At 71.2% G+C, this 23,020-nt stretch carries 24 protein-coding genes; 17 read left to right on the top strand and 7 right to left on the bottom strand.

From position 1 onward, the window contains the following. Positions 1–14: 14 nt before the first annotated feature. The 6 genes from NMN56_RS36575 (at position 15) to NMN56_RS36550 (ending at position 5,429) form a co-directional block, all read left to right on the top strand. Positions 15–1,430 carry an ABC transporter substrate-binding protein gene (locus tag NMN56_RS36575; protein ID WP_274046667.1) on the top strand — a complete coding sequence of 472 codons (1,416 nt, stop codon included), beginning with the start codon at positions 15–17 and terminating at the stop codon, positions 1,428–1,430. Then, on the top strand, positions 1,427–2,392 hold the full coding sequence (locus NMN56_RS36570; protein WP_430542804.1) for a carbohydrate ABC transporter permease: 966 nt from the start codon (positions 1,427–1,429) through the stop codon (positions 2,390–2,392). Before NMN56_RS36575 ends, NMN56_RS36570 begins: the two co-directional genes overlap by 4 nt. A 5-nt stretch (positions 2,393–2,397) precedes the next feature. Beyond that, entirely contained in the window at positions 2,398–3,252 is an 855-nt protein-coding gene (locus NMN56_RS36565) for a carbohydrate ABC transporter permease (RefSeq protein ID WP_274046668.1), read from the top strand. Positions 3,253–3,259: 7 nt separating this feature from the next. Beyond that, positions 3,260–4,027, top strand: coding sequence for a 6-phosphogluconolactonase (locus NMN56_RS36560; RefSeq protein WP_274046669.1), 768 nt, complete (start codon positions 3,260–3,262; stop codon positions 4,025–4,027). A gap of 168 nt (positions 4,028–4,195) precedes the next feature. Beyond that, entirely contained in the window at positions 4,196–4,648 is a 453-nt protein-coding gene (locus tag NMN56_RS36555; protein WP_274046671.1) for a VOC family protein, read from the top strand. 4 nt (positions 4,649–4,652) lie between these two features. Beyond that, the gene (locus NMN56_RS36550) at positions 4,653–5,429 is read left to right on the top strand and encodes a maleylpyruvate isomerase family mycothiol-dependent enzyme (protein ID WP_274046673.1); all 777 of its coding nucleotides are present in this window, start codon (positions 4,653–4,655) and stop codon (positions 5,427–5,429) included. A 109-nt stretch (positions 5,430–5,538) separates the two neighbouring features. Here NMN56_RS36550 and NMN56_RS36545 read toward each other — a convergent pair whose 3' ends face one another. Further along, positions 5,539–6,459 carry a MurR/RpiR family transcriptional regulator gene (locus NMN56_RS36545; protein WP_274046675.1) on the bottom strand — a complete coding sequence of 307 codons (921 nt, stop codon included), beginning with the start codon at positions 6,457–6,459 and terminating at the stop codon, positions 5,539–5,541. 153 nt (positions 6,460–6,612) lie between these two features. On the opposite strand from NMN56_RS36545, the gene NMN56_RS36540 reads away from it, so the two are divergent. Further along, a complete protein-coding gene (locus tag NMN56_RS36540; protein ID WP_274046676.1) occupies positions 6,613–7,056 on the top strand; it encodes a hypothetical protein in 444 nt (147 codons plus the stop codon). Positions 7,057–7,485: 429 nt separating this feature from the next. Here the strand turns inward: NMN56_RS36540 and NMN56_RS36535 are convergent, their stop codons facing one another. Then, on the bottom strand, positions 7,486–8,874 hold the full coding sequence (locus NMN56_RS36535; protein ID WP_274046677.1) for a cystathionine beta-synthase: 1,389 nt from the start codon (positions 8,872–8,874) through the stop codon (positions 7,486–7,488). A 335-nt stretch (positions 8,875–9,209) separates the two neighbouring features. Between NMN56_RS36535 and NMN56_RS36530 the strand changes: the two genes are divergently transcribed. The 3 genes from NMN56_RS36530 to NMN56_RS36520 all read left to right on the top strand — a co-directional run bounded on the left by NMN56_RS36530 (position 9,210) and on the right by NMN56_RS36520 (position 12,937). Beyond that, a complete protein-coding gene (locus NMN56_RS36530) occupies positions 9,210–10,286 on the top strand; it encodes an SGNH/GDSL hydrolase family protein (protein ID WP_274046679.1) in 1,077 nt (358 codons plus the stop codon). A 218-nt stretch (positions 10,287–10,504) separates the two neighbouring features. Then, the gene (locus NMN56_RS36525) at positions 10,505–11,725 is read left to right on the top strand and encodes an acetyl-CoA C-acetyltransferase (protein WP_274046680.1); all 1,221 of its coding nucleotides are present in this window, start codon (positions 10,505–10,507) and stop codon (positions 11,723–11,725) included. A 309-nt stretch (positions 11,726–12,034) separates the two neighbouring features. Further along, a complete protein-coding gene (locus NMN56_RS36520) occupies positions 12,035–12,937 on the top strand; it encodes a hypothetical protein (protein ID WP_274046682.1) in 903 nt (300 codons plus the stop codon). 136 nt (positions 12,938–13,073) lie between these two features. Here the strand turns inward: NMN56_RS36520 and NMN56_RS36515 are convergent, their stop codons facing one another. Further along, positions 13,074–13,388 (bottom strand): hypothetical protein, encoded by a 315-nt coding sequence (locus tag NMN56_RS36515; protein WP_274046745.1) that lies wholly within the window; start codon positions 13,386–13,388, stop codon positions 13,074–13,076. Positions 13,389–13,552: 164 nt separating this feature from the next. On the opposite strand from NMN56_RS36515, the gene NMN56_RS36510 reads away from it, so the two are divergent. Beyond that, complete coding sequence (locus NMN56_RS36510; RefSeq protein ID WP_274046683.1) at positions 13,553–13,780, top strand: DUF4287 domain-containing protein; 228 nt, start codon at positions 13,553–13,555, stop codon at positions 13,778–13,780. A gap of 179 nt (positions 13,781–13,959) precedes the next feature. Here the strand turns inward: NMN56_RS36510 and NMN56_RS36505 are convergent, their stop codons facing one another. Both NMN56_RS36505 and NMN56_RS36500 read right to left on the bottom strand, forming a co-directional pair. Then, positions 13,960–14,817, bottom strand: a complete 858-nt coding sequence (locus NMN56_RS36505) for a Bax inhibitor-1/YccA family protein (protein ID WP_274046684.1) — start codon at positions 14,815–14,817, stop codon at positions 13,960–13,962. 205 nt (positions 14,818–15,022) lie between these two features. Beyond that, positions 15,023–15,553, bottom strand: a complete 531-nt coding sequence (locus tag NMN56_RS36500) for an NUDIX domain-containing protein (protein WP_274046685.1) — start codon at positions 15,551–15,553, stop codon at positions 15,023–15,025. 469 nt (positions 15,554–16,022) lie between these two features. Between NMN56_RS36500 and NMN56_RS36495 the strand changes: the two genes are divergently transcribed. Continuing rightward, positions 16,023–16,604, top strand: coding sequence for a TerD family protein (locus tag NMN56_RS36495; RefSeq protein ID WP_274046686.1), 582 nt, complete (start codon positions 16,023–16,025; stop codon positions 16,602–16,604). Positions 16,605–16,729: 125 nt separating this feature from the next. On the opposite strand, the gene NMN56_RS36490 is transcribed toward NMN56_RS36495, so the two are convergent. Beyond that, positions 16,730–19,174: an ATP-binding protein gene (locus tag NMN56_RS36490; RefSeq protein ID WP_274046687.1), complete on the bottom strand. Its 2,445-nt coding sequence runs from the start codon at positions 19,172–19,174 to the stop codon at positions 16,730–16,732. 185 nt (positions 19,175–19,359) lie between these two features. After that, positions 19,360–19,938: a DoxX family protein gene (locus tag NMN56_RS36485; protein ID WP_274046688.1), complete on the bottom strand. Its 579-nt coding sequence runs from the start codon at positions 19,936–19,938 to the stop codon at positions 19,360–19,362. 219 nt (positions 19,939–20,157) lie between these two features. On the opposite strand from NMN56_RS36485, the gene NMN56_RS36480 reads away from it, so the two are divergent. The 5 genes from NMN56_RS36480 to NMN56_RS36460 all read left to right on the top strand — a co-directional run bounded on the left by NMN56_RS36480 (position 20,158) and on the right by NMN56_RS36460 (position 22,961). Continuing rightward, positions 20,158–20,649, top strand: coding sequence for a MarR family winged helix-turn-helix transcriptional regulator (locus NMN56_RS36480; RefSeq protein WP_274046690.1), 492 nt, complete (start codon positions 20,158–20,160; stop codon positions 20,647–20,649). Positions 20,650–20,703: 54 nt separating this feature from the next. Next, positions 20,704–20,991 (top strand): hypothetical protein, encoded by a 288-nt coding sequence (locus tag NMN56_RS36475; RefSeq protein WP_274046691.1) that lies wholly within the window; start codon positions 20,704–20,706, stop codon positions 20,989–20,991. 84 nt (positions 20,992–21,075) lie between these two features. Further along, positions 21,076–21,858, top strand: coding sequence for an SDR family NAD(P)-dependent oxidoreductase (locus tag NMN56_RS36470; protein ID WP_274046692.1), 783 nt, complete (start codon positions 21,076–21,078; stop codon positions 21,856–21,858). A gap of 140 nt (positions 21,859–21,998) precedes the next feature. Beyond that, a complete protein-coding gene (locus NMN56_RS36465; RefSeq protein ID WP_274046694.1) occupies positions 21,999–22,430 on the top strand; it encodes a DUF3662 domain-containing protein in 432 nt (143 codons plus the stop codon). Positions 22,431–22,589: 159 nt separating this feature from the next. Further along, entirely contained in the window at positions 22,590–22,961 is a 372-nt protein-coding gene (locus tag NMN56_RS36460; RefSeq protein WP_274046697.1) for a hypothetical protein, read from the top strand. Positions 22,962–23,020: the final 59 nt, after the last annotated feature.

Genomic DNA, 23,020 nt, shown 5'->3' with positions numbered 1-23,020 from the left:
CAAGGGACGTACTCATGAAGAGCACCCTCTCCCGTCAGCGTGGACGCAGAGCGGCTCTCGGTACCGGCCTCGCCTGCACGGTCGCCCTCGCCCTCGGCGCGTGCAGCGTGCCGGGCGCGGGCAGCGGCGGACAGACCCAGGAGCTGACGGGCGGCCGGATCACCGAACCGGTCACCCCCAAGCAGGTCGCCGCGCACGGCAGGACGGAACTGCGGCTGATAGCGGACTCGGGCGACCAGGAGTTCCTCAGGCGGTTCGTGCCGCTGTACGAGAAGAAGTACCCGAACGTGAAGGTCAAGGTGGAGACCAAGGCATTCGCCGACTTCTCCAAGACCATCGTCAACACCATGTCGGGCGCCAACCCGCCCGACCTGATCCAGGGCAACCAGGGCTACGGCGTGGACGGGCTGCTCGTACAGAGCGGACTGCTGCGGCCGTTGGACGACGTGTCGCACGCCTACGGCTGGGATCTCGACTTCCCCTCCGGCGCCACCGGCCAGTTCCGCTGGAGCCCGGACGGCCGGCTCTTCGGCTCGGGCAACCTCTACGGCATCAGCCAGAGCAACGAATACGTCGGCGTCTTCTACAACAGGAAGGTCCTCGACAAGGCCGGTGTCGCCCCGCCCAAGACCTGGGACGACTTCACCCAGGCGCTCAAGAAGGTCAAGGAAGCCGGCGAACTGCCCATCATGCTGGGCAACTCCGACCAGTACCCCGGTGAGCAGCTCCTCGGCACGATCCAGGCACAGAAGGTGCCCGTCAACAAGAGCCGCGCCTGGATCAACGGCGTGCCCCGCACCACCTTCGCCACCCAGGGCAACAGGGAGTCGGCCGACGAACTGCGGGAGTGGGCGAAGAAGGGCTATCTCGGCTCCGGCTACAACGGCGTCAGCTCCGACGACGCGGTCACCAAGTTCACCGGCGGCAAGGGCGCCTTCCTCGTCGCCGGGTCCTGGAACGCGCCTGCGGTCGGCAAGAAGCTCGGCGACGACGCGGGCTTCGTCATCCCCCGTACGTCCGACGGGCGCACGGCAGCGGCGGGCTCCTTCGGACTGCCCTGGCACATCTCGGCCAAGAGCGACAAGACCGATGCGGCCGTCGCCTTCCTCGGCATGATGCAGAGCAGGACCGGCGCGCAGGCCATGGCCGACTCGGGCCGCCTTCCCGTGGCCACCGAGGGTGTGACGATGCCGAACGCGCTGGGCAGGCAGCAGGCCGACACCGGCAAGCGGCTGCTGGACGACGACGGGCAGACGTTCTACTTCGACTGGGCCAGCAACTCCATGCTGACGACCATCGGTTCGGCCACCCAGGATCTGCTCACGGGCCGCAAGGACGTGGACGCGTATCTGGCCGCCGTCCAGAAGGACTGGAAGGCGTTCAGGTCCGAGCAGGACGAGAAGGCCGAGAAGCAGGGAGGCGGACGGTGACCGCCGCCGCTCCGCCCGGCACCGGCGCCGACTCCGCACGCGCCGGAACTTCCGCCGGCTCTTCCCGCAGAGGTGACACCCGGATAAGGGCGTGGGCCCGCCGCCAGTACTGGCCCGCCTACCTGTATCTGCTGCCCGGCGCCGCCTTCTACGTACTGTTCGTGCTGCGCCCGCTGCTCACGACCGCGTGGATCTCGCTGTTCGACTGGGACGGGCTCACGCTCGGCTCCTGGACGGGCCTGGACAACTACACGGCGCTGCTGAGCGATCCGGCCCTGCGCGCCTCGCTGCTGCACTCCCTGGTCTTCATCTTCTTCTACGCCCTCCTGCCGGTGGCCGCCGGACTGCTGCTGACGGGTCTGATGGTGCGCATCCGCATCCGCGGACTGGCCGTCTTCCGCTCGCTGCTGTTCGTGCCGCAGGTGCTGTCCACGGTCGTCATCGCCGTCTCCTGGCGCTGGATCTACGACACGGACGGGCCCGTCAACGGGCTGCTGCGCGCCGTAGGGCTGGGCGGGATCGCGCGTTCCTGGCTGGGCGACTACACGACGGCGCTGCCCTCGGTGGGCCTGATCGGCTCGTGGATCATGTACGGGCTGTGCATGGTGCTCTTCCTCACGGGTGCGATGCGCATACCACGCGAGCTGTTCGAGGCCGCGCGGCTGGACGGTGCCGGGCCCGTACGGGAGTTCTTCACCGTGATCCTCCCCGCGCTGCGCGGCGAGATCTCCATCGCGCTGGTCCTCACGGTCACCCAGGCCCTGCGCAACTTCGACATCGTCTGGAACACCACCACCGGAGGCCCCGGCAACAGCACCAGCGTGCCGAGTGTCTTCATCTACCAGGGCGCCTTCGTCACCCGCCAGGTCGGCAGCGCAGCGGCCATCGGCATCGCGCTCACCGTGCTGACCGTGGCCGTGTGCGGCGTGATCATGCGCGTGCTGCGCGAGAGGGAAGGGTGAGGCCCGTGTCCCGTACAGGGCGTTCGGTCATGGACGGCAGCCGCCGCGAGTCCTTCGTCAGCCACGCGCTGCTGATCTTCGCCTCGCTGGTCGCGCTCTACCCGTTCGTACAGATCCTGCTCGTGGCACTGCACGAGCCGGGGGCACGGGTGACCGGCTTCTCGGTCCCCACCTCGCTGCACTTCGACAACTTCGTGACCGCCTGGAACAAGGGCCTCTTCTCCAGCGCGCTGGTCTCCAGCCTGCTGGTCGCGGTCGGCGTCGTCGTGATCACGCTCGTCGTCTCCGTCCTCGCCGGCTACGCGTTCGCTCTGTTCACCTTCCCGCTCAAGGGGCCCCTGATGGGCATCCTCCTGATCGGGCTCGTGCTGCCGTACGAGGCGACGGTCATCCCGCTCTACTACCAGATGAAGGAGTGGGGCCTCCTCAACACCTACTGGGCGCTGATCCTCCCGCAGGTCGGGCTCTCGCTCGCGCTCGGCACCTTCTGGATGCGCAACTTCTTCGCCGGCGTGCCCCGTTCGCTGCGCGAGGCCGCGGAGATCGACGGTGCCTCGCGCTTCCAGACCCTCCGCCGGATCATGCTGCCGCTCGCCGTCCCGGCCCTCACCACGCTGGCCACCCTGCTGTTCCTGTACGCCTGGAACGAGTTCCTGCTCGCGCTCGTCCTCGTCCCCAACAACCCCGATGTCCAGACGGCGCCGCTCGCGCTGTCCTTCTTCAGCAGCGACCGCCGCAACAGCGATCCCGGTGTCACCTCCGCCGCCGCCGTGCTCGTCGCCCTGCCTGTCCTCATCGGCTACATCGCGCTGCAACGCAAGTTCATCAGCGGGATGCTCGCCGGTGCCGTCAAGGAATGAGAACGCCGTGAACGCGCAACTGACCGTCTTCCCCACCGAAGCGGCCCTCGGCGCGCATCTCGCCGCCGAGATCGCCGACGGCATGGAGAGGGCCGCGGCCGAAGGCCGCCGCTACCTCCTCGGCTGCCCCGGAGGACGCAGCCCGCGCTCCACGTACCAGGCGCTCACCGCGCTCGTACGCGAGCGGGGCCTCGACCTCTCGCACGTCGTGATCGCCATGATGGACGAGTACGTCGTCCCCGCCACCGGGGGCACGGGCTACGCCGACGTACCGCACGACGCGCACTACTCCTGCCACAGGTTCGCGCGCGAGGAGATCGCCGGGCCGCTCGGCATCCCCGGGTCCCGCGTCTGGTTCCCCGAGGCGTCGGCTCCGCACCTCTACGACCAGCGGATCGCCGACGCGGGAGGGATCGACCTGTTCGTCCTCGCCTCCGGCGCGACCGACGGGCACATCGCCTTCAACCCGCCCGGCTCGCCCCTCGACAGCGTCACCCGCGTCACCGCGCTGGCCGAAGAGACCCGGCGCGACAACATGGGCACGTTCCCCGGCTTCACGTCCCTGTCCGAAGTGCCCCTCCACGGCGTGACCGTGGGCGTCGCCACGATCCTGCGCTCCTCACGTGCCCTGCGCATGGTCATCACCGGCGCCCACAAACGCACCGCCGTCCGCCGCGTACTCGTGGACACCTTCGACCCTGCCTGGCCTGCCAGCCTCCTCGCCGAGGGCGGGAACGCGGCCCTGTACGCCGACGCGGCAGCGGCGGCCGGCTGATCGGCCCTCCCCCTGGCACCGCCGGCGCGTCTGCCCGGCCCGCGCGGACAACGACCGCCGCCGGGGACGGGATTCATCGCGCGGGAGCGATGAGTTTCGCGCGCGGCCCCGGTCTCAGGTACGTCGGCAGCGGCCGAGGGGCCGAGCGCGCAGGAGGAGTGGACAGCCATGGCGGACACGCGGAACACGCAGAACCCGGCGGACCCGGCGAATACGGAGCGAACGGAGCGGACCGAGCAGCACGCGAAGTACCCGTGCGTGGGCGGCATCGTCCTGGGCAGCACGGACCCGGCCAGGCTGTGGGAGTGGTACCGCGCCGCTTTCGCTCCGGAGGCCGAGAAGGAGGGGCCCGTGCTCGCCCTCGACCTGGGCGGGACCTACCTGATCTTCGAAAGCAGGAACGACGTGGGCCGCAAGTCCGTCGAACCGGGCCGGCTGCTGGTCAACTTCCAGGTCGAGGACATCCGTGCGACGGAGAAGCATCTGATCGACGCGCTCAACGCACGCTGGGTACGCCCGGTCGAAGAGGCCGGCGAGAACGTCATGCTGGGCACCCTGGAGGACCCGGACGGCAACTACGTCCAGATCCTCGAGGTGACCGCAGACATGTCCGGCGCGTAGCGCCGTGTTCCGAGGCGAGAGCGGCGACGAGGAGTACGTACCGCACCCGCACCGCGACCCGGAGAGCCGCGCCGCCGCGCGTACGGCGGCTGCGGCCGAACTGCTGGAGCGCGCCGTCGGTTACGCGCTGGGCGCCGCCCGGTGTGTCACCCCGGCGCTGCTGGACCGGCCGACGCCCTGCGCGGGCTGGGACCTCGGCATGCTGATGGCACACGTGGACGACTCGCTGGCGGCCCTGCACGAGGGGATGGCGGGCGGCCTCATCACGCTCGTACCGCAGCGGGAGCGCACCACCGAAGGCGAACGCACCCCGGACGGTGACCGCATCACAGGCGAGAGCCTCTTCGCGGAGGAAGGGCAGAACGCGGAGGGAGGGCAGAACGCGGAGAGGGCGGAGCACGCGGGGAGGGCGAAGCACGCCGAACCGGCGGACCCGGCGGCGTCGTTCCGCCGGCGTGCCTCAGCACTGCTGGGCGCGTGGGCGAGCGCCGCGCCCGACAGGCGGCTGATCGCGGTCGCCGACTCGCCCCTGACGGCGGCGGCCGTCGCCCTGACGGGCGCGGTGGAGATCGCCGTGCACGGCTGGGACATCACCAGGGCCACGGGACAGTACGCCCACGAGGTTCCGGCCGCACTGGCACGCGAACTCCTGCCCGTCTCACACCACTTGGTGCCGGCCCCCGAGCTACGGCACCCCCTGTTCGGGCCCGAGGTCCCCGTACCGCCCGAGGCACCACCGGGCCTGCGCCTGGTCGCCTACCTGGGCCGCGACCCCGGCTGAAGGACCCGCTACACGCAGGCCACACACCCCCAAGGCCCCGACACCCCCAACGCCCACACGCCCCGCCCCCACTCACGCACGGCCGCACCGGCGTCAACGCCCCGCGCGGTCACTCGGCGAACAGTCCCCTTTCGCTCGCACTCGCGTCGAACTCCTCCAACCGCGCCTGCGCTTCGGGCAGCCCGTCGCACATGGCCTCCAGCAGGGCCCGGCCGAGCAGCATCGGCGCGCAGGCCGTGTCGAAGGCGAGGCCCGTGCCGACGGCGGCGGGGAGCAGCAGGTCACCGGGGCGCGCGACGGGCGCGAAGGCGCTGTCGGCGACGGTGACGACCGCGAGCCCCCGCTGCCGCGCGCGGTCGAGGCCCTCGACGGTCTCGCGGGGGTGCCGTGGCAGCGCGAAGCACAGCAGCGCACTCGCCCCGGCACGCGCGCACGCGTCGATGCGGTCGATGAGCATCGAGCCGCCCTCGTCGAGCAGCCGTACATCCGGGTGGACCTTGGCGGCGAAGTACGCGAAGCCGCCCGCCTGCGCGGCGGCGGCGCGCAGCCCGAGCACGGGGAGCGGGCGCGAGGCGGCGAGGAGCGCCCCGGCGCGTTCGACGGGTGCGGGATCGGCGAGGAGCGTGGCCAGGTGCCGCAGGTTCTCGATTTCGGCGTGCACCGCCTGCTGGTACTCGTTGCACGCGGAAGCGTCCCCGGGGCCCCCGGAGCCCTCGGTGCCCCCGGAGCCTCCGGGGCCCCCGCGTGCCCCGCCGCCCTCACCCCCGTCACCGTTGCCTACGCGCTCACCCTCCGGCGGCACCGTCTCGCGCAGGTGCCTGCGGAACGCGGGGTAGCCGTCGAAGCCGAGGGCAACGGCGAAACGGGTCACCGACGGCTGGCTGACCCCGGCCAGTTCGGCCAGCTCCACGCTGGAGAGGAACGGCGCGTCGGTCGCGCGGCGCACCATGCAGTGGGCGATACGGCGCTGCGTCGGCGTCAGCCTGTGCCCCTCGAAGAGCGTCTGCAACCGCGTGCTCGCACTGCCCATCCCGTTCTCCTCCCGCTTCCCGCTATTCAGTACACTCCTCCCCTGCATAACCCTATGCAGACCGTCCCCTAGGGGGCAAGGCGGCTCCGTACCGGGGTATCAGGGGGGTTAGCCCCCGTGTCCGGACCTCTGGGACCGCCGTAATGTGACGGCATGAGCGCCCGCGACCCTGAGCTGAAGAAGGAACTCGACGCGACCTTGCAAACCCGCAGGGAGCTGGGTCCCGAGTACGAGGACGAGCTGATCGACTCCTTCCTGGAGAAGGTGGAGCAGCGGCTCGACACCGTGGTCGACAAGCGCGTGCGGCGACAGCTCGCCGAGCAGCAGATGGTGGTGGCGCGCGGGAGCACACGCCCGCAGCAGTCCCAGACCCACACCTACCCCGACGGGCTCGGCGCCCGGCTGGGTCTGGCCGTGGCCTCGCTGGTGCTGGCCATTCCGCTCTCCGCCATCGCCGCCGTCAACGCGGGCCTGTCCGGCCTGATCTCCTGCTGGATCGGCATCGTCGCCGTCAACGCTCTCCAGGCGAGCCGCTCCTGGTTCTCCTGGGGACGCGACAACGGCGAGCCCCGCCGCAAGGCGACCGACTGGGAATGAGCACGGCCGGCCCCGCGCGGGGCCGGAGCCGGGGAACGTCACGACCGACGGAACGGCGCAACACGCAACGGCGGAAGAGCGGCGGAACGGGGACCGTCGCACCCCGGCGCTCACGCACCCGGGGGCGGGACGACACGACGGTCCCCGTCAAGCACACGCGCCGGGTCGGGACCCTGGCCGCGTGTACGGCGCCGCTGGCGACCGGGAGCCGCTCCGGAAGTCCGTGACGCCGGCATTCCCACTGTGCGCGACCGGTGTTAACCCCGGTTTTCCGCGCCATGACACTTGGCGCCCGCCCCGCACACCTTCCCGCCCGCCCCCGAGGGGCGCCAACGGCACGGGCGCCGCACACACATGTGCGGCGCCCGTGTCCACCGGCGCGAGCAGATCCGCAGACGCATCCGCAACAGCGGAGCCGCAGCCGGAGCGTTACTTCCTGTCGCCGGCCAGGAAGGCCAGCAGGTCCTGCCTGCTGACCACGCCCGACGGCTTGCCCTCCGCGAGGACGACAGCGGCGGCTGCGCCCTCCAGGACCGCCATCAGATCGGCGACGGCCTCACCCGCGCCGACGTGCGGCAGGGGCGCGCTCACATGCTTGTCCAGCGCGTCGTCGAGCGAGGCACGCTGGGCGAACAGCGCGTCGAGCAGGTCCCGTTCGACGACGGAGCCGATGACCTCGGCCGCCATCACATCCGGGTGCCCGGCGCCGCGCTTGACCACGGGCATCTGTGAGACGCCGTACTCGCGCAGCACCTCGATCGCCTCGCCGACCGTCTCCTCCGGGTGCATATGAACGAGGGACGGCATCGGGCCCTCCTTGAACCGCAGCACGTCCCCCACACGGGCCACGGAGGCTCCGCCCTCCTCCAGGAATCCGTAGTCGTTCATCCACTCGTCATTGAAGATCTTGCTCAGATATCCGCGCCCGCTGTCCGGCAGGAGGACCACGACCACATCGTCGGGGCCCAGCCCCCTGGCCACCTCCAGCGCCCCGACGACCGCCATTCCGCACGAGCCGCCGACGAGCAGCCCCTCCTCCTTGGCCAGCCGCCGCGTCATCTGGAAGGAGTCCTTGTCGGAGACGGCGACGATCTCGTCCGTCACGGTGCGGTCGTAGGCGTCGGGCCAGAAGTCCTCGCCGACGCCCTCGACCAGGTACGGGCGCCCCGAACCGCCCGAGTACACCGAGCCCTCCGGGTCGGCGCCCACGACGCGGACGGCGCCGTCACTGATCTCCTTCAGATAGCGGCCCGTTCCGCTGATGGTGCCTCCGGTGCCGATGCCCGCGACGAAGTGCGTGATACGGCCCTCCGTCTGCTGCCACAGCTCCGGACCCGTCGACTCGTAGTGCGAGCGCGGATTGTCGGGGTTGCTGTACTGGTCGGGCTTCCAGGCGCCGGGTGTTTCGCGTACGAGCCTGTCGGAAACGTTGTAGTAGGAGTCGGGATGCTCGGGGTCGACGGCCGTCGGGCACACCACGACCTCGGCGCCGTAGGCGCGCAGCACATTGATTTTGTCCATGGAGACCTTGTCGGGGCAGACGAAGAGGCAGCGATAGCCCTTCTGCTGCGCCACGATGGCCAGCCCCACACCGGTGTTGCCCGAGGTCGGCTCCACAATGACGCCTCCGGGGCGCAGTGCCCCGGATTCCTCCGCGCTCTCGATCATCCGCAGGGCGATCCGGTCCTTCACCGAACCGCCGGGGTTGAAGTACTCGACCTTGGCAAGAACGGTGGCCTGGATACCGTCCGTCACACTGTTCAGCTTGAGCAGCGGGGTGTTGCCGACAAGCTCGATCATCGACTCGTGATACTGCACCGTGGTCTCCGCGCGTAGTCGTGGGGCCGCGTGGTTGCGAGCCCGTGGCGACACCATATTGGGCAACATGCGCACGCTGGGGGCGCGTTGCACGCCGGGCCGCGCGGGGCAACACAGTCTTGAGGGACGCGCGTGCGGCGCATCGCCCCGCATGGAGCCCGCGCCCGGCACCATCCGTAGTACCCACGCACAGCACCGCATCACAGAAGCAGCACCCCCGCACCACCCAGCGGCACCCCCGCACCCACCCGGCACGACCAGCACGCAGCACCCGGACCCCACCCCCCACACCAGCACCATCCCGTACGGAGATCCCAGGAGGCGGAGACAGCACAATGCCGATGTCGAAGGCGTCGAGCGCGAGAGTGGCCCGGCGAATCGCGACCGCAGCCGCCTATGGAGGCGGCGGTATCGGTCTGATCGGCGGGGCGGCCATCGGCCTGCTGTTCACCGAGATCCAACTCGCGAAGCGGAGGGTCGGCGGCTCCGACGACCAACCGCCCGCTGCCGACGGGCTGTACGGCAGCAGCTTCGCCAGGCTCTCCCCCGAACGCCCCCTGCGCCTCGCCTTCCTCGGCGACTCCACGGCGGCGGGCCAGGGCGTGTACAGGCCCCGGCAGACCCCCGGCGCCCTGCTCGCCTCCGCGCTCGCCGCCGTCGCCGAACGCCCGGTCGAGCTGCGGAACGTGGCCGTGCCCGGCGCGCAGTCCGACGATCTGGAGCGGCAGATCACGCGGCTGCTGAGCGAACGGGACCTCGCCGAGGCCCCCGATGTCTGCGTCATCATCATCGGCGCCAACGACGTCACCCACCGCACGCCGCCCTCGCGCTCGGTCCGCCATCTGTCCGACGCGGTGGCGAGGATGCGCACAGCGGGCTGCGAGGTGGTGGTGGGCACCTGCCCCGACCTCGGCAGCGTCGAGCCCGTAGGACAGCCGCTGCGCTGGATCGCGCGGCGGCTGAGCCGGCAGCTCGCGGCGGCGCAGACCATCGCCGTCGTGGAGGAGGGCGGCCGTACGGTGTCGCTCGGCGACCTGCTCGGGCCCGAGTTCGCCGCGAACCCGCGCGAGCTGTTCGGACCCGACAACTACCACCCCTCGGCCGAGGGGTACGCGACCGCCGCGATGGCCGTGCTCCCCACCCTGTGCGCCGCGCTCGGCCTGTGGCCGACCGAGGACGACAGGCCGGACGCACGGCGCAGGGAAGGCATCCTTCCGGTCGCCCGCGCCGCAGCGGAGGCAGCGGCCGAGGGCGGTACCGAGGTCGCCGGGATGCGCGGCCCCTGGGCGCTGCTCAAGCACCGCAAGCGGCGGCGGCTGCCCCCGGCGGAAGAGGCGACACCCAGCCCGCCCCTCCCCGACACCGGAGGCACGGCCTCCGACCCCCCGCGCTCTCCGACCCGAAGGGGCTGAGGACGCTGAGGGCGGTGAGGTCTGAGCCGCTGAGGACTGAGGGCTGAGGAGGCTGACGGCTGAGGGCTGAGCCTGCCCGGGAAGCAGCAGCCCACCCCACAAAAGCAACCGCTTAGAAAGAGGTCCGCGTCACACGTTTCAAGCAGTGACCCGCACGCTACGTACCGGTAGCTTCCGCAGCATACGTACGTCGCCGCAGACACCCTCCAGGAGCCGTGATGCCCGAAGCCGTGATCGTCTCAGCCGCCCGCTCTCCCATCGGACGCGCCTTCAAGGGCTCCCTCAAGGACGTTCGCCCCGATGACCTCACCGCGCAGATCATCCAGGCGGCGCTCGCCAAGGTCCCAGGACTGGACCCCGCGCAGATCGACGACCTGATGCTCGGCTGCGGGCTCCCGGGCGGCGAACAGGGCCACAACCTGGGCAGGGTCGTCGCCGTGCAGATGGGCATGGACCATCTGCCGGGCTGCACGATCACCCGTTACTGCTCCTCGTCGCTCCAGACGACCCGCATGGCGATGCACGCCATCAAGGCAGGCGAGGGCGACGTGTTCATCTCGGCGGGAGTCGAGGCCGTCTCGCGCCAGGTCAACGGGTCCTCCGACGGCATGCCGAACACCCACCACCCGCTGTTCGCCGACGCCGAGGCCCGTACGGCGGCGCGTGCGGAGAAGGGCGGCGAGGGCTGGACCGATCCGCGCGAGAACAACGACGTGCCGGACGTCTACATCGCGATGGGGCAGACGGCCGAGAACCTCGCCCGTCACAAGGGCATCACCCGCCGTGAGATGGACGAGTTCGGCGTGCGCTCGCAGAACCTCGCGGAGAAGGCCATCTCCGACGGCTTCTGGGAGCGCGAGATCACCCCCGTCACGACGCCTGAAGGCACCGTGGTCGGCAAGGACGACGGGCCGCGCGCCGGCGTGACCCTGGAGGGCGTCGAGGGCCTCAAGCCCGTCTTCCGGCCCGACGGACTGGTCACGGCCGGCAACTGCTGCCCGCTCAACGACGGTGCGGCGGCGCTCGTGGTCATGTCGGACACCAAGGCACGCGAGCTGGGCCTGACGCCGCTGGCCCGGATCGTCTCCACCGGCGTCTCCGCGCTCTCCCCCGAGATCATGGGCTACGGCCCCGTCGAGGCGTCGAAGCAGGCGCTGGCCCGCGCGGGCATGGCGATCGGGGACATCGACCTGGTCGAGATCAACGAGGCGTTCGCCGCGCAGGTGATCCCCTCGTACCAGGACCTCGGCATCGACCTGGACAAGCTCAACGTCAACGGCGGCGCCATCGCCGTCGGTCACCCCTTCGGTATGACCGGCGCACGCATCACCACCACGCTCATCAACTCGCTCCAGTGGCACGACAAGCAGTTCGCGCTGGAGACCATGTGCGTGGGTGGCGGACAGGGCATGGCGATGGTCCTGGAACGCATGAGCTGAGCCCTCGGCTGAGCCCTCAGCTGCGCCTTGAGCGCGCCTTGAGCTGCGCTTCACCGGGGCCCGCACGGGACCGAATTGCCGCCAGGCGCACGCCGGAACCGGGCTATACATCAGCGAGACCGAAGCGCCCCCAGGATGTGATATACACCCTGGGGGCGCGACATATCCGCAGGTCAGAGCGGTGCGCTCAGATAACGACGCCCCTGCCACCTGTCCACTTCGGAGTGGTTTGCACTACGGTCGGAGAGCATTCGCGCCAACGCTGTTGTAGGAATTCAGGGGGATCGAACCGGAACCGGGAGTACGTCAGTGAGCGCCATATCCCTCATCCTGCTGTGCGCCGCGGCCCTGGCCGCCGCGCTGGGCGGGGCCGCACTGCACACCGCGCGCGGGCTGCGCGGCCAGTTGAACGCCCTGCGCTGCCAGCTTGAGGCGGAGCGCGCCCGCACGGCCACACACGGGGTTCCGCACGCCCGCGAGGCGTGCGAGGTCCGCGCCGCGGTCGCCGAGGCGCTCGCGGAGGAGCGCGAACGCGAACTCGCCGAGGCGCGCGCCTTCTGGGCCGCGCAGGAAGCACGTGACGCCGGCCCCGAATCGGGCTCGCTGCTCGCGGGACACGGCACGGAGTACGAGGTCGCGCAGGGCGATCTCGCCGACCAGCTCGACGCGTTCGCGGACGCGAGCGGATACGACGACTCAGAGTCGGGGGAGATCTTCATCCCGCGCCAGGCAGGTCCCGAGGAGGGCGACGTCGACGTACAGGGCACGCACGGGCCCCTCGAAGGCGACGAACCCGAGATCGAGCCCCCCGGCCTGGCTGCCGCACGCCGCCGCCACCCCTCGCACCCTGACTTCAACCTCAACGGCGACCCCGTGCACTCGCCGGCCCCTTCGACCGCGCCGACCGTCGCCGACCATGAGCGCACGGTGGACCGGCTCGCCGAACTCGCGGGCGCGCGCACCCCGTTGGCCGACGTACGGCCGGGACCGCTGGGCACGCTCGACGTGTACGTCTTCGCCGACGGCACCACCGTCTGCCTCTCCCCGGGCCACCGCGCCACCAGCGAGGCGCTCTCAGAGGCCCTGCGCCTCGGCGAACCCCCCGTCCTCATGGGCGGCTCAGGCGTCGCCGGCTCCTACGCGCTCACCTTCGGCTTCCCCAACGGCGACACCGCCTACCTCCTGGCCGACCGCGTCATCGCCTCCCACTGAGCCGCCGCACACGCCAGCCGCCACACAACCGGCCCCGCGCCGCCTCTTTCCTCCGCCTCACCGGCGCCCGGCCACACCGCACATGTCCGGCGGTGCCGAGCCCGCACAGGCCGGGGGTGACGCGAGGCGGGGTCCCTCAGAGGGCGCGAGCGGCATCCCGTACAAGGGCAACGCACTCGGCGAGCACGGGCACAGCCTCGTCAGCGGGCGCGGCGGCAAGCGCGAGCGCGACATCGTGTGTGGCGACGGAGAGTTGGTCCCCCACGGCGAAGACCCCCGCGTCGGGCATGACCCGCGGCGCACCACTCGCACCACCCGGCCCGGCGGGATCACCCGGACCGGCCGGCCCAGCGGCGGCGGCGCCTTCCAACCGCTGTGCCCGCGCGGAAAGTTCACGAGCGAGGGTGAGCCCCACATCGGCTGCGCCCTTGCGCAGAGCGCTCTGCGGCATCGCGCGGAGCCGGTCGGCCAGCCGTTCGGCGGAGTTGATCAGCGGGGACGTATCGACAGCGGGCACCCCGCAACTCTAAGCGCCGCCGTCGGACTGTTGCCAACGCCCCAACGCTCAGGCAACGTGGCGTCAAGGACTCACTAAGAAAGCGTCCGGAGGCGCCGATGTCCCAAGTCTTCTCCGAAGAGACCCACCGGAACCTGCTCTCCCGCATTCCCCACTGCACCGGTCGTGAAATCTCCGACTGGCTCCGCACAGTCGACGAAGGCCCCTCGCTCTTCCGCTTCGAGGAAAAGGTGAGCTGGCTTCGGGGCGAACACAACCTCGCCTACGGACACGCGAAGGCGATCATCCACGAACACGACCTGCGGCGCGCCGCACGGAACCTTTAGGGAGCTCTGGACACGCGGGAGGGCCCGGAAGGCATCAACTGCCTTCCGGGCCCTCTCAGCGTCCGTGCGGCCGGGGCTCACAGCCGGCCCCGGCCCGGCTCAGCTCCGGCGGTCACGCCGCCCGTCGCCGCGTATGCGCCACGGTTGCCGCGGTCACCGCAGCCACCGCGGTCATTGCGCTAGTCGCCCTGGAGGATGGCGATCAGCCGCAGGAACTCCAGGTAGATCCACACCAGGGTGAGGGTCAGCCCGAACGCGGCCATCCAGGACTCTTCCTTCGGGGCGCCATAGGCGATGCCGTCCTCGACCTGCTTGAAGTCCAGCGCCAGGAAGCACGCGCCGAGCAGGATGCCGATGACGCCGAAGAGGATGCCCATGCCACCGCTGCGGAAGCCGAGGCCGTCACCGCCGCCGAAGACGGCGAAGAGCAGGTTGACCGCCATGAGCAGCACGAAGCCGATCGCGGCGGCCATCACGAAGCGGTAGAACCGCTGGGTGACACGGATGATCCGCGTCTTGTACATCACCAGGACGGCGGTGAACACCGCCATCGTCCCGAGCACGGCCTGCATCGCAGCGCCGTTGACGTATCCGTCGACGAAGTTGCTGAGCGCCCCCAGGAAGAGGCCCTCGAAGGCCGCGTAGGCCAGGATCAGCGCAGGAACGGGCTTGCGCTTGAACGCCTGGACGAGCGACAGCACCATCGCGACGAGCGCGGCGCCGATGGCCAGTCCGAGCGACATGTCCGTGATCCAGGCCACGGCCGCCATGACGACGACGAGGCCGACGGTCATACCCGTACGGGCGACGACATCGTCCATCGTCATACGCGCTGCCTGCGGCGGCGCTGCCGGCGGGGTGGCGTAGGGCTGCCCCGCGGTCTGTGTCTGCTGCGCGTAGGGGTTGGTCTGCTGCTGTGCGTACGGGTTGGTCGCGTACGGGTTCCCGGCCTGCGGCTGCTGGGCGTGGAAACCGGCGTAGCCGCCGTTGTCGCGGCTGAACCCCCGTCGCGAGAAGACCGGGTTGCTGCTCCTCATCTCACTCCTCCATGGCCGCACGGCACGGCCTTGCGTCCAGCGTAATGCGTTAGTAAAAACAGCACGCTAGTGCAGAGTCAACAACGAAGAAAAGGGACTCATTGTTCCGGCTGCCTCACAGTACGGACTCGGCCCCGCCTCACCACGTGCCCCATGGGCCACGGTGCGCGAGGTACGCGCGGTGCGCCGCACCCGTGCGGGTGACTCACCCCTGACCGTATCCCCGACCGCAGCCGCGCCCGTAGCCATCGCCGTACCCATCGCCATGGCCGTAGCCGTGGCCGTCGCCGTAGCCGTCGGTGGAGAGCAGCGCCCCCTCGGCGAAGCGGGTGAGCAGCGCCGAGGTGTAGGGCACGCAGTCGGCGGGCGGGCGCGCCGGCTCGGCCCATACGAGCTGGGAGTGGCGGTGCGGCTCGCGGTTGTACGGTCTGCCGCTCCAGCGCTGTGCGGTGAAGGCGACACCGAGGCGCTGGCACCCCTCCGGGTTCCGGTGGTCGATGAGGTGGCAGAACTCCAGGTCTCCCGGTGCGATGGTCACCCCCACCTCCTCGTACGCCTCGCGCAGCGCGCCCTCGCGCACGGTCTCGCCGGCCTCCAGGTGCCCGCTCGGGGGCGCGAGCAGGCCGCTCGCGTAGACCTGGCCGGCGCGGCGCAGCAGCAGCACCCGGCCGTCGTCCCTGTGCATCAGCACGAACAGGTCGACCACCCGCCGGTGCCGCTCCACCACCGCGCTCACCCGGTCCACCCCCCGCGGCCCTGGTGGTCACCGTGGTGACCGCGTTCGAATACGGGGTACGGGGCGGTGCGACGGGTGCGTGGACGCATGGCTCCTCCTCGGTTGACGCCGGTTCGGATGGATGCTCGGGAAACGACGCTCCTCGGGGCGATGTCACGGGCCCTCAAGTGGTCGCCGTCGTCCGGAAGTTCGAGTGCGGGGTCAAGGGGCCGACGCGGCAACGGCCGCCGGTGCGGCGGCCGTTGTGCGATTCACCCTGGCGTGGCCCGCCACCCGGATCGGGGATTGCGCCCCGGACACCCGCAGCCGGGAGACGGCGGGCCGGTGCTTACAAACGGCGGGGAACCTGTTAGTTTCTACAGTGCTGTAGTAGTAATCCCCGTACAGCATCGCTGCCCGGGCCGCGCACCCGTCGGCCCGGGCAGCGTCATCTCCGAGTGTCACGCCTGAGAGTCCGGAAGGGCAGCGGATGAGCGTCAACCTGGCCAAGGGCCAGCGGATCAGCCTGGCCAAGGCCGACGGCGGTTCCCTCACGGTCGTACGGATGGGGCTCGGCTGGCAGGCCGCTCCCCGCAGGGGCTTCCTGGCCAAGCTCACCGCACGCGAGATCGACCTCGACGCCTCGGCCGTGCTCTTCGCCGGCGGGGAACCCGCCGACGTGGTCTTCTTCCAGCACCTCCGCAGCGAGGACGGCTCCGTGCGCCACACCGGCGACAACCTCACGGGCGGCGCGGGTCAGGGCGGGGACGACGAGTCGATCCTGGTGGACCTGGAGCGGGTCTCCGCGCACATCGACCAGATCGTCTTCACCGTGAACTCCTTCACCGGCCAGACCTTCGAGCAGGTCCAGAACGCCTTCTGCCGCCTCGTCGACGAGACGACGGGCGAGGAGCTGGCCCGGCACACCCTCACCGGAGGCGGCCCCGTCACGGCGCAGATCATGGCCAAGGTGCACCGCACGGCCACGGGTTGGGACATGCAGGCCATCGGGGTGCCCGCCGACGGGCGTACGTTCCAGGACCTGATGCCCGCGATCAGCGCCCACCTGTAGCCCCCGGGGACGGGGGCGGACCCGGGGGCCGGGCACTGTCCGGTCAGGTGCGGCGCAGCCGTGGCCCTGAACGACCCCGAACGGCCCGACCAACCCGGATACGACCCGGATACGACCCCGAACGGTCAGCGTCCGCCCGCGGCGGCCGGTGGCTGGGCCAGGAGGGGGGCGATCTCGCCGCGTGCCGAGCAGCCGAGCTTGCTGAGGATGTGCTCGACGTGCGCGTCGGCCGTGCGCTTGGAGATGACGAGGCGCTCTGCGACCTCACGGTTGGTGAGGCCCTCGGCCACCAGACCCGCCACCTCGCGCTCCCTGCAGGTGAGAACCGCATGTCCGGTGCCTTGCGAACCCCCGCCCGGCGCCGGCGCGTTGGGGTGCTCGCGGTCCGAGGCCGCCAGCTCGACCGCTTCGGCGACGGGCAGCGCGCGCCCGCGCCGCATGAGCTTGTCCCTGCGGCTCTCCCCCAGCGCCTCGGTGACACGGGCCATCGCCTCGCCGTGAAAGGCGGTCAGCCTCTCGACGCCCCACATGAGTTCGAGGTCGCGCTGCCAGAACGCGTCGGCCGCGCCCAGCAGCCAGGCAGCACGCACATAGCGCGCGGCATCGGCGGCGTGCCAGGCCAGCGTCTCCAGGCACACCGCCGTACCGCCCGGCTCCTCCCCGGCCGCCTTGAGCCGTACGGCCTCGCGCAGCGGGACCGCGCTCTCCTCGCGGTAGCCCTCGATCCACAGCGCGAGACCGTGGAAGTAGCGCAGGTAGCTGCGGAAGAAGTTCTCTTCCCCCGTCTCCTGCGCGAGAGCCCGCGCCTTCTGTGCGAGTGCCCGCGCCTCCTGTCCGAAGGCGCGCGCGTACTCCCGCTCGTTGCGCACCGACAGGTCGCTGCGGCCGAGGAGCGCGGCGCGTACCGCCTCGTGCACGAAGCTGAGCGCCAGCTGGTGCCGTTCGCCCGCCGCCGCCAGCAGGGGGCGGGCCGCGGCGATGCACGGACCCGCACGCTCGGTGTCGCCGCTCATCAGGTGCACGAAGCCGAGGTAGTGCGTGGCCAGGCCGCGCAGCCGCTCGTCGTCGAGGCGCTCGGCGATCTCCGCCGCCTCCCGCACATACGGCATCGCGGCGCCGGCCCCGCCCTGGACGACGGTGTGGTGCGCGAGGTGGCACAGCCCCTCCGCGCGTTCGGCCGTCGGCTCCGTACACAGCTCCAGGCCGCGGCGCAGCCAGTGCCGTGACTCGCTGAAGGAGGAGTGGAACGTCCAGTAGGGCGACAGCGCCGCGGCGAGCGCGAGCGCCTCATGGGGGCGTTCGCGCAAGGAGTACGCGTACTCCAGCGCGAGGCGGAAGTTGGGCAGGTCGCGGGTGATGTCACGGGTCAGCCGCCGCTGGCCGGCGTCGGCGCTGTGCGCGTGGAAGTGCTCGGCCGCCGCGCGGAACCAGGCCAGGTGCCGGTCCCTGCACTCCTTCTCCTCGCCGATGCTGGCCAGCCACTCCGCGCCGTACTCACGGATGGTGTCCAGCAGCCGGTAGCGCGGCAGGCTCTCGTCGTCCACGCGCAGGACGACGGACTTGTCCACGAGTGCGACCAGGTGCTGCACGATCGCGCGCCCCGTCAGATCGCCGCCGGCGCAGACCTGTTCGACGGCGCGGATGTCGAAGGAGCCGGTGAACACCGACAGCCGCGCCCACAGCAGTCGTTCCTCGGCCGAGCACAGCTCGTGACTCCAGCCGATGGTGGTGCGCAGCGTCTGATGGCGCGGCAGCGCCGTACGCCTGCCGCCGGTCAGCACCCGGAAACGATCCTCCAGATGCGCGGCGAGCTGCGCCAGCGAGAGCGCGCGCAGCCGTACGGTCGCCAGCTCGACGGCCAGCGGGATGCCGTCGAGACGGCGGCACAGGGCCACGACCTCGGAACGGTTGCTGCTGGTGACCCGGAAGCCGGGTACGACAGCGGCGGCGCGCTGCGCGAACAGGTCGACGGCGCTGCCGTCGGCGCCCGTGAGGCCGCCGCCGCTCTCGCCCTCCTCGACCTCCAGCGGCGGGACGACGTAGGTGTGTTCGCCGGGCACGTCCAAGGGCTGGCGGCTGGTGACGAGGACGGTGACGCCTGGCGCCTCGCGCAGCACCAGGTCGGCGAAGAGGGCGCAGGCGTCGACGAGGTGGTCGCACGTGTCGAGGATGAGCAGCATGCACCGGCGGTGCAGGTGCTCGACGAGCAGGTCCAGCGGCTCCCTGCCGCTGGTCTCCGGCAGCCCGAGCATGGAGGCGAGGGTCGCGGGGAGCAGCTCGGCGTCCCGTAGCTGCGTCAGTTCGGCCAGGCACAGCCCGTCGGGAAAGGTGTCCTTGACGGCGGCGGCTGCCCGCAGTGCGAGCCGCGTCTTGCCGACGCCGCCGGGACCGACCAGCGAGACGAGCCGGGCCCTGCGCAACAGCCCGTCCACGCGGGCGAGTTCCTCGTGCCGTCCGACGAAGCTGGTGACCTCTGACGGAAGAGCCGAGCTCCGCCGCCTGAACCCGAAGCCCATACCGCCCCCACCCGAAAGCCGTGACGTACGCATCCCGTACGTCAGGGTACTCACACCGTCACGCTGTGCGAGCGGCCCCGAAGGCGCGACCAGCCGCACGGACGACCGGGAGCGCTTCCGCGCGGACGGCGAAAGGCACGCGCGTACGACGGGTGAGGCGGGGGCGGCCCATGCGGCGGCCGGTCAGGAACGGGCGGTGATCGGGAACGGACGGTGACCCGGAACGGGCGGTCGGCCGGTCAGGAACGGACGAGCAGGACGGCGCCCGCCACCACGGCGCCGAGCAGCAGCGCGGCGACACCGTGGAGAAGCCGGTGGGTGCGCAGCACGGGGAGCAGCCGGTCGACGGCGAGGCGTCCGGGGCCCATGAGGGTGAGCGCGGCTGCGCCCCCGATGAACAGCAGCTCGTACTCGACGCCGTCGGGCGCGAAGAAGCCGCCGCCCCACTTGACGGCCAGCGCGTTGAGCATGGTGCCGAAGACCGCGGCGCCGGCGAGCGGCGCGAGCAGGCCCAGTACGAGGGCGAGGCCGCCGAAGGTCTCGGTGAGCCCGGCGACCACGGCCATCGTCTTGCCCGAGGGGTAGCCGACGGAGGTGAAGAACCCGACGGTGCCCTCGATACCTCCGCCGCCGAACCAGCCGAACAGCTTCTGCGCACCGTGCGCCGCGAGGATCAGGCCGACGGCGAGACGCAGGACCAGCAGCCCCACGTCGTACGGGAGTGGCGCGGCGGAAGCGGCGCCGTCCGGTGTGCGGTTCGCGGACGCGGCTGCGGGATCGGCGCCAGGGGTGGGGAGTGTGGCGTGGGGGGACGACATGAGCGGAGCCTCCTACGTCGGAGCGGGACGGTCTGAAGTGCGGTTCTGCGGCCGGTTATGCGGCCGGTTCTGCGGTGTTTCCGTGCTTCGGCTTCGGTGCCTCGGCCACTCGGTGCTTCGGTTCTTCCGTTGCATGGGACATGTAGTTCAAATTCGAACCGACGGCCGGGGCGACCGTACAAGACGGTTTGAATTTGAACAACCGCGTAGGATGGCCCCATGGCTGAGACCAGGTGGCTCGACGAGCACGAAATGGCGGCCTGGCAGGGCTTCCTCGAAGCCACCAGCCGGGTGTCCCGCCATCTTGAGCAGCAGCTCAAGGACGACGCGGGGCTGTCGCATCCGCAGTACGAGATCCTCGTGCGGCTCGCGGCGGCGCCCGACGGCGAGGTGCGGATGACCGAACTCGCCGAGGGGCTGTTCACGTCCAAGAGCGGACTGACGTACCAGGTGGGCCAGTTGGAGAAGCGCGGCCTCGTGACCCGCCGCTCCTGCCCCACCGACGTACGCGGCGTCCTCGCCGTTCTCACCCCCACCGGCCGCCGAACCCTCCGTGAGGCGGCCCCCGGCCACGTCGCGGCCGTACGTGCCTCGCTCATCGACGTCCTGGACGAGGAAGAGCTCACGGTCCTCGCCCGCGCCCTCGGCCGCGTCGGCTCACGCCTGCGCCCCGACGGCGCTGCGGGGCCGGTGGGCCCGCCGGCCCCGTAGCCGGGCGGGACGTTCTGGCCTTCTCGCCGCCCCGCCGCCCCGTAACAGGGACACTTGAGACCTCTCATCGACCGGCTGGAGGAGAGCGGCACGGTGAACGAGCCCCGGATCACGATCAGTCTGACTCCCGACGAGGCGCTGGTCCTGTCGGACTGGCTGGAACGGCTCCAGATATCGGAACTCGGCGACGCCGTGGACGACCCCGCCGTATGGGCGCCCTTGCACCGCGTCGCCGGCACGCTCGACAAGGCGCTTCCCGCACTGCTCGCACGGTCCCCCGGATCGGAGGCCGAGCACCTGGCCGCCGCACAGGCCAGGCTGCGGGGCGAGGACCCGGTGTGAACTCCGGGCGGGCTGAGGCGAGCGGGCGACACGGGACGGGAAACCCGTTTGAGTGGTCCGGCCGCACGCTGGCAGGCTGAGGCGATGATCGATACGGGACTCTCCGGACGCACCGTCCTGGTCACAGGCGCCGTCAACGGCATCGGTGAAGCCACCTCGCGCGCCTTCGCCCGCCAGGGTGCCAAGGTCGCGGCGCACTGGTATCGGGGCGGGGAGAATCCCGAGGGCGTGTCCTACGCGCACACCACAGCGCGTGCCGAGCAGGCCGAGGCGCTGGTGCGGGCGCTGCGCGAGGACGGCGCCGAGGACGCGGCGCCCTTCCCCGCCGACCTCTCACGCCCGGACGCCGCGGGCGACCTGCTGAACGCGGTGACCGAGCGGCTGGGCCCCGTCGACGTCCTGGTGAACAACGCGGCGCACTGCGAAGTACCGGACGGGACAGCGGAGTTGACGTTCGAAGGCCTGGAGCGCACCTACCGCGTGAACACCTTCACGCCCGCACTGCTCACCGCTGGACTCGCGCGGCGCGGCAGGGAGGCGGCGGTCGTCAACATCTCCACGGACGCGGCCCGCGCCTTCCCCGGGCAGGTCGGCTACGGCACCTCGAAGGCGGCACTCGAAGCGTTCACCCGCGCAGCGGCCCTGGATCTGGGCCCGCACGGCATCCGCGTCAACGCCGTCGCGCCCGGCCCCGTACAGACCGGCTGGATGCCGGACGACCTGATCGAGCAGGTCGTGCCCCGTATCCCCCTGCGCCGCGTCGGGCTGCCCGAGGACATCGCGGACGCCGTCGTGCACCTCGCCTCCCACCAGTCCCGCTGGGTCAGCGGCCAGGTGCTCCAGGTCGCGGGCGGCCACGCGCTCTGACCCGGGCGCACGCGCCCGACCCGCGTAACAGCCCTGGCACGCCACGGGAGTGACCCGGTTGGAGGCGTGCCCGGGGTTGGCGTACCGCGTTACCCGGAATGAGTGGTTGCGGACGGAACGAGACTGGGCGGCGGACGGCGATGAGGATGATGATCGAGGGCTTCGAACGCGCGATGGAACGGTGGGCGGCGAACGTGTGGACCTTCGTACGCGGGCCGCGGCACAAGCCCATGGAGGTGGTCGCCGTACTGCGTAAGGAGTGCGACGACAACGCCATGATCGTGGGCCACGGCCGCACCCTCGTACCCAACCTCTTCACCATCGAGCTGCCCCATGAGACGCACCGCCGACTCGACGTGCACAGCGCCGAGTTGGCGCCCCAGCTCGCCGCGCAGGTGCGGCGGCACGCGGCCGAGCGGCGCTACACGTTCGCGGGGCCCGTCACGGTGCGGCTGCACCCGGCGGGCGACCCGGGCGGGAGCCGTTACCGCGTACGCAGCCACGTCGAGGCCAGGCCGTCCGCCACGCCCCCGGCGGAACTCACCCAGGTCCTTCCGCTGCCCACCCCGTGAATCGCCGGTTGCGGTCACACGGAACGGGTACTCACGGGCCGATATTTGCCCCGTGGGAATCCGCGGCACAACGGGACTCCCCGTAGCGACCAGGACCACGTACGAGGCACACAGGAACCGAAACGGGCAGGGCAAGCCGGCGCAGGAAGGAGACCGAGCGTGGAGAGCGAGACCCCGAGTGGGGTGATGGAGGTGACGGTGCAGCTCAGCGAGTGCGGTGAGGAGGATGCCCACGCCGTGTTCGGCATGCTGGGCGCGCTCTACCGCAGCGACTGGGACCCGGCGGCGGCCGGCGGAGCGGGAACCGGCACGGGCCCCGACGTATGGATGGCCCAGTTCGATGTGACCCCGGGCGACGAGCGCGCGAGCGCGGTGGCCCTGGGCACCCCGGTCGCGGCCGAGTTGCAGGGCTCGCCCCAGGCGGTCGACCGGCTCCGCAGCGTCCTGGAGGACGCGTTCGCGGTACGCGAGGAGATGACGGTGGCCGGCGATCAGGAACGCCAGACCCGGCTCAGGCTGGAGCGCCGCTGAGCTTCCTGCGCGAGGGGACGGAGCGTCCGCCTGGCCGAGCAGGACGGACAGGACCGGAC

Source organism: Streptomyces iconiensis (assembly GCF_028657195.3).
Classification (GTDB): domain Bacteria; phylum Actinomycetota; class Actinomycetes; order Streptomycetales; family Streptomycetaceae; genus Streptomyces; species Streptomyces iconiensis.
Note: the sequence above shows the minus strand (reverse complement) of the source record. Positions and strands in the feature narration are given on the sequence as shown.

Coding starts and splice junctions, on each gene's coding strand:
- NMN56_RS36575 (WP_274046667.1), top strand. CDS start 15: ATGAAGAGCACCCTCTCCCGTCAGCGTGGACGCAGAGCGGCTCTCGGT.
- NMN56_RS36555 (WP_274046671.1), top strand. CDS start 4,196: ATGGCGGACACGCGGAACACGCAGAACCCGGCGGACCCGGCGAATACG.
- NMN56_RS36545 (WP_274046675.1), bottom strand. CDS start 6,459: ATGGGCAGTGCGAGCACGCGGTTGCAGACGCTCTTCGAGGGGCACAGG.
- NMN56_RS36540 (WP_274046676.1), top strand. CDS start 6,613: ATGAGCGCCCGCGACCCTGAGCTGAAGAAGGAACTCGACGCGACCTTG.
- NMN56_RS36530 (WP_274046679.1), top strand. CDS start 9,210: ATGCCGATGTCGAAGGCGTCGAGCGCGAGAGTGGCCCGGCGAATCGCG.
- NMN56_RS36525 (WP_274046680.1), top strand. CDS start 10,505: ATGCCCGAAGCCGTGATCGTCTCAGCCGCCCGCTCTCCCATCGGACGC.
- NMN56_RS36515 (WP_274046745.1), bottom strand. CDS start 13,388: ATGCCGCAGAGCGCTCTGCGCAAGGGCGCAGCCGATGTGGGGCTCACC.
- NMN56_RS36510 (WP_274046683.1), top strand. CDS start 13,553: ATGTCCCAAGTCTTCTCCGAAGAGACCCACCGGAACCTGCTCTCCCGC.
- NMN56_RS36505 (WP_274046684.1), bottom strand. CDS start 14,817: ATGAGGAGCAGCAACCCGGTCTTCTCGCGACGGGGGTTCAGCCGCGAC.
- NMN56_RS36495 (WP_274046686.1), top strand. CDS start 16,023: ATGAGCGTCAACCTGGCCAAGGGCCAGCGGATCAGCCTGGCCAAGGCC.
- NMN56_RS36485 (WP_274046688.1), bottom strand. CDS start 19,938: ATGTCGTCCCCCCACGCCACACTCCCCACCCCTGGCGCCGATCCCGCA.
- NMN56_RS36480 (WP_274046690.1), top strand. CDS start 20,158: ATGGCTGAGACCAGGTGGCTCGACGAGCACGAAATGGCGGCCTGGCAG.
- NMN56_RS36470 (WP_274046692.1), top strand. CDS start 21,076: ATGATCGATACGGGACTCTCCGGACGCACCGTCCTGGTCACAGGCGCC.
- NMN56_RS36465 (WP_274046694.1), top strand. CDS start 21,999: ATGAGGATGATGATCGAGGGCTTCGAACGCGCGATGGAACGGTGGGCG.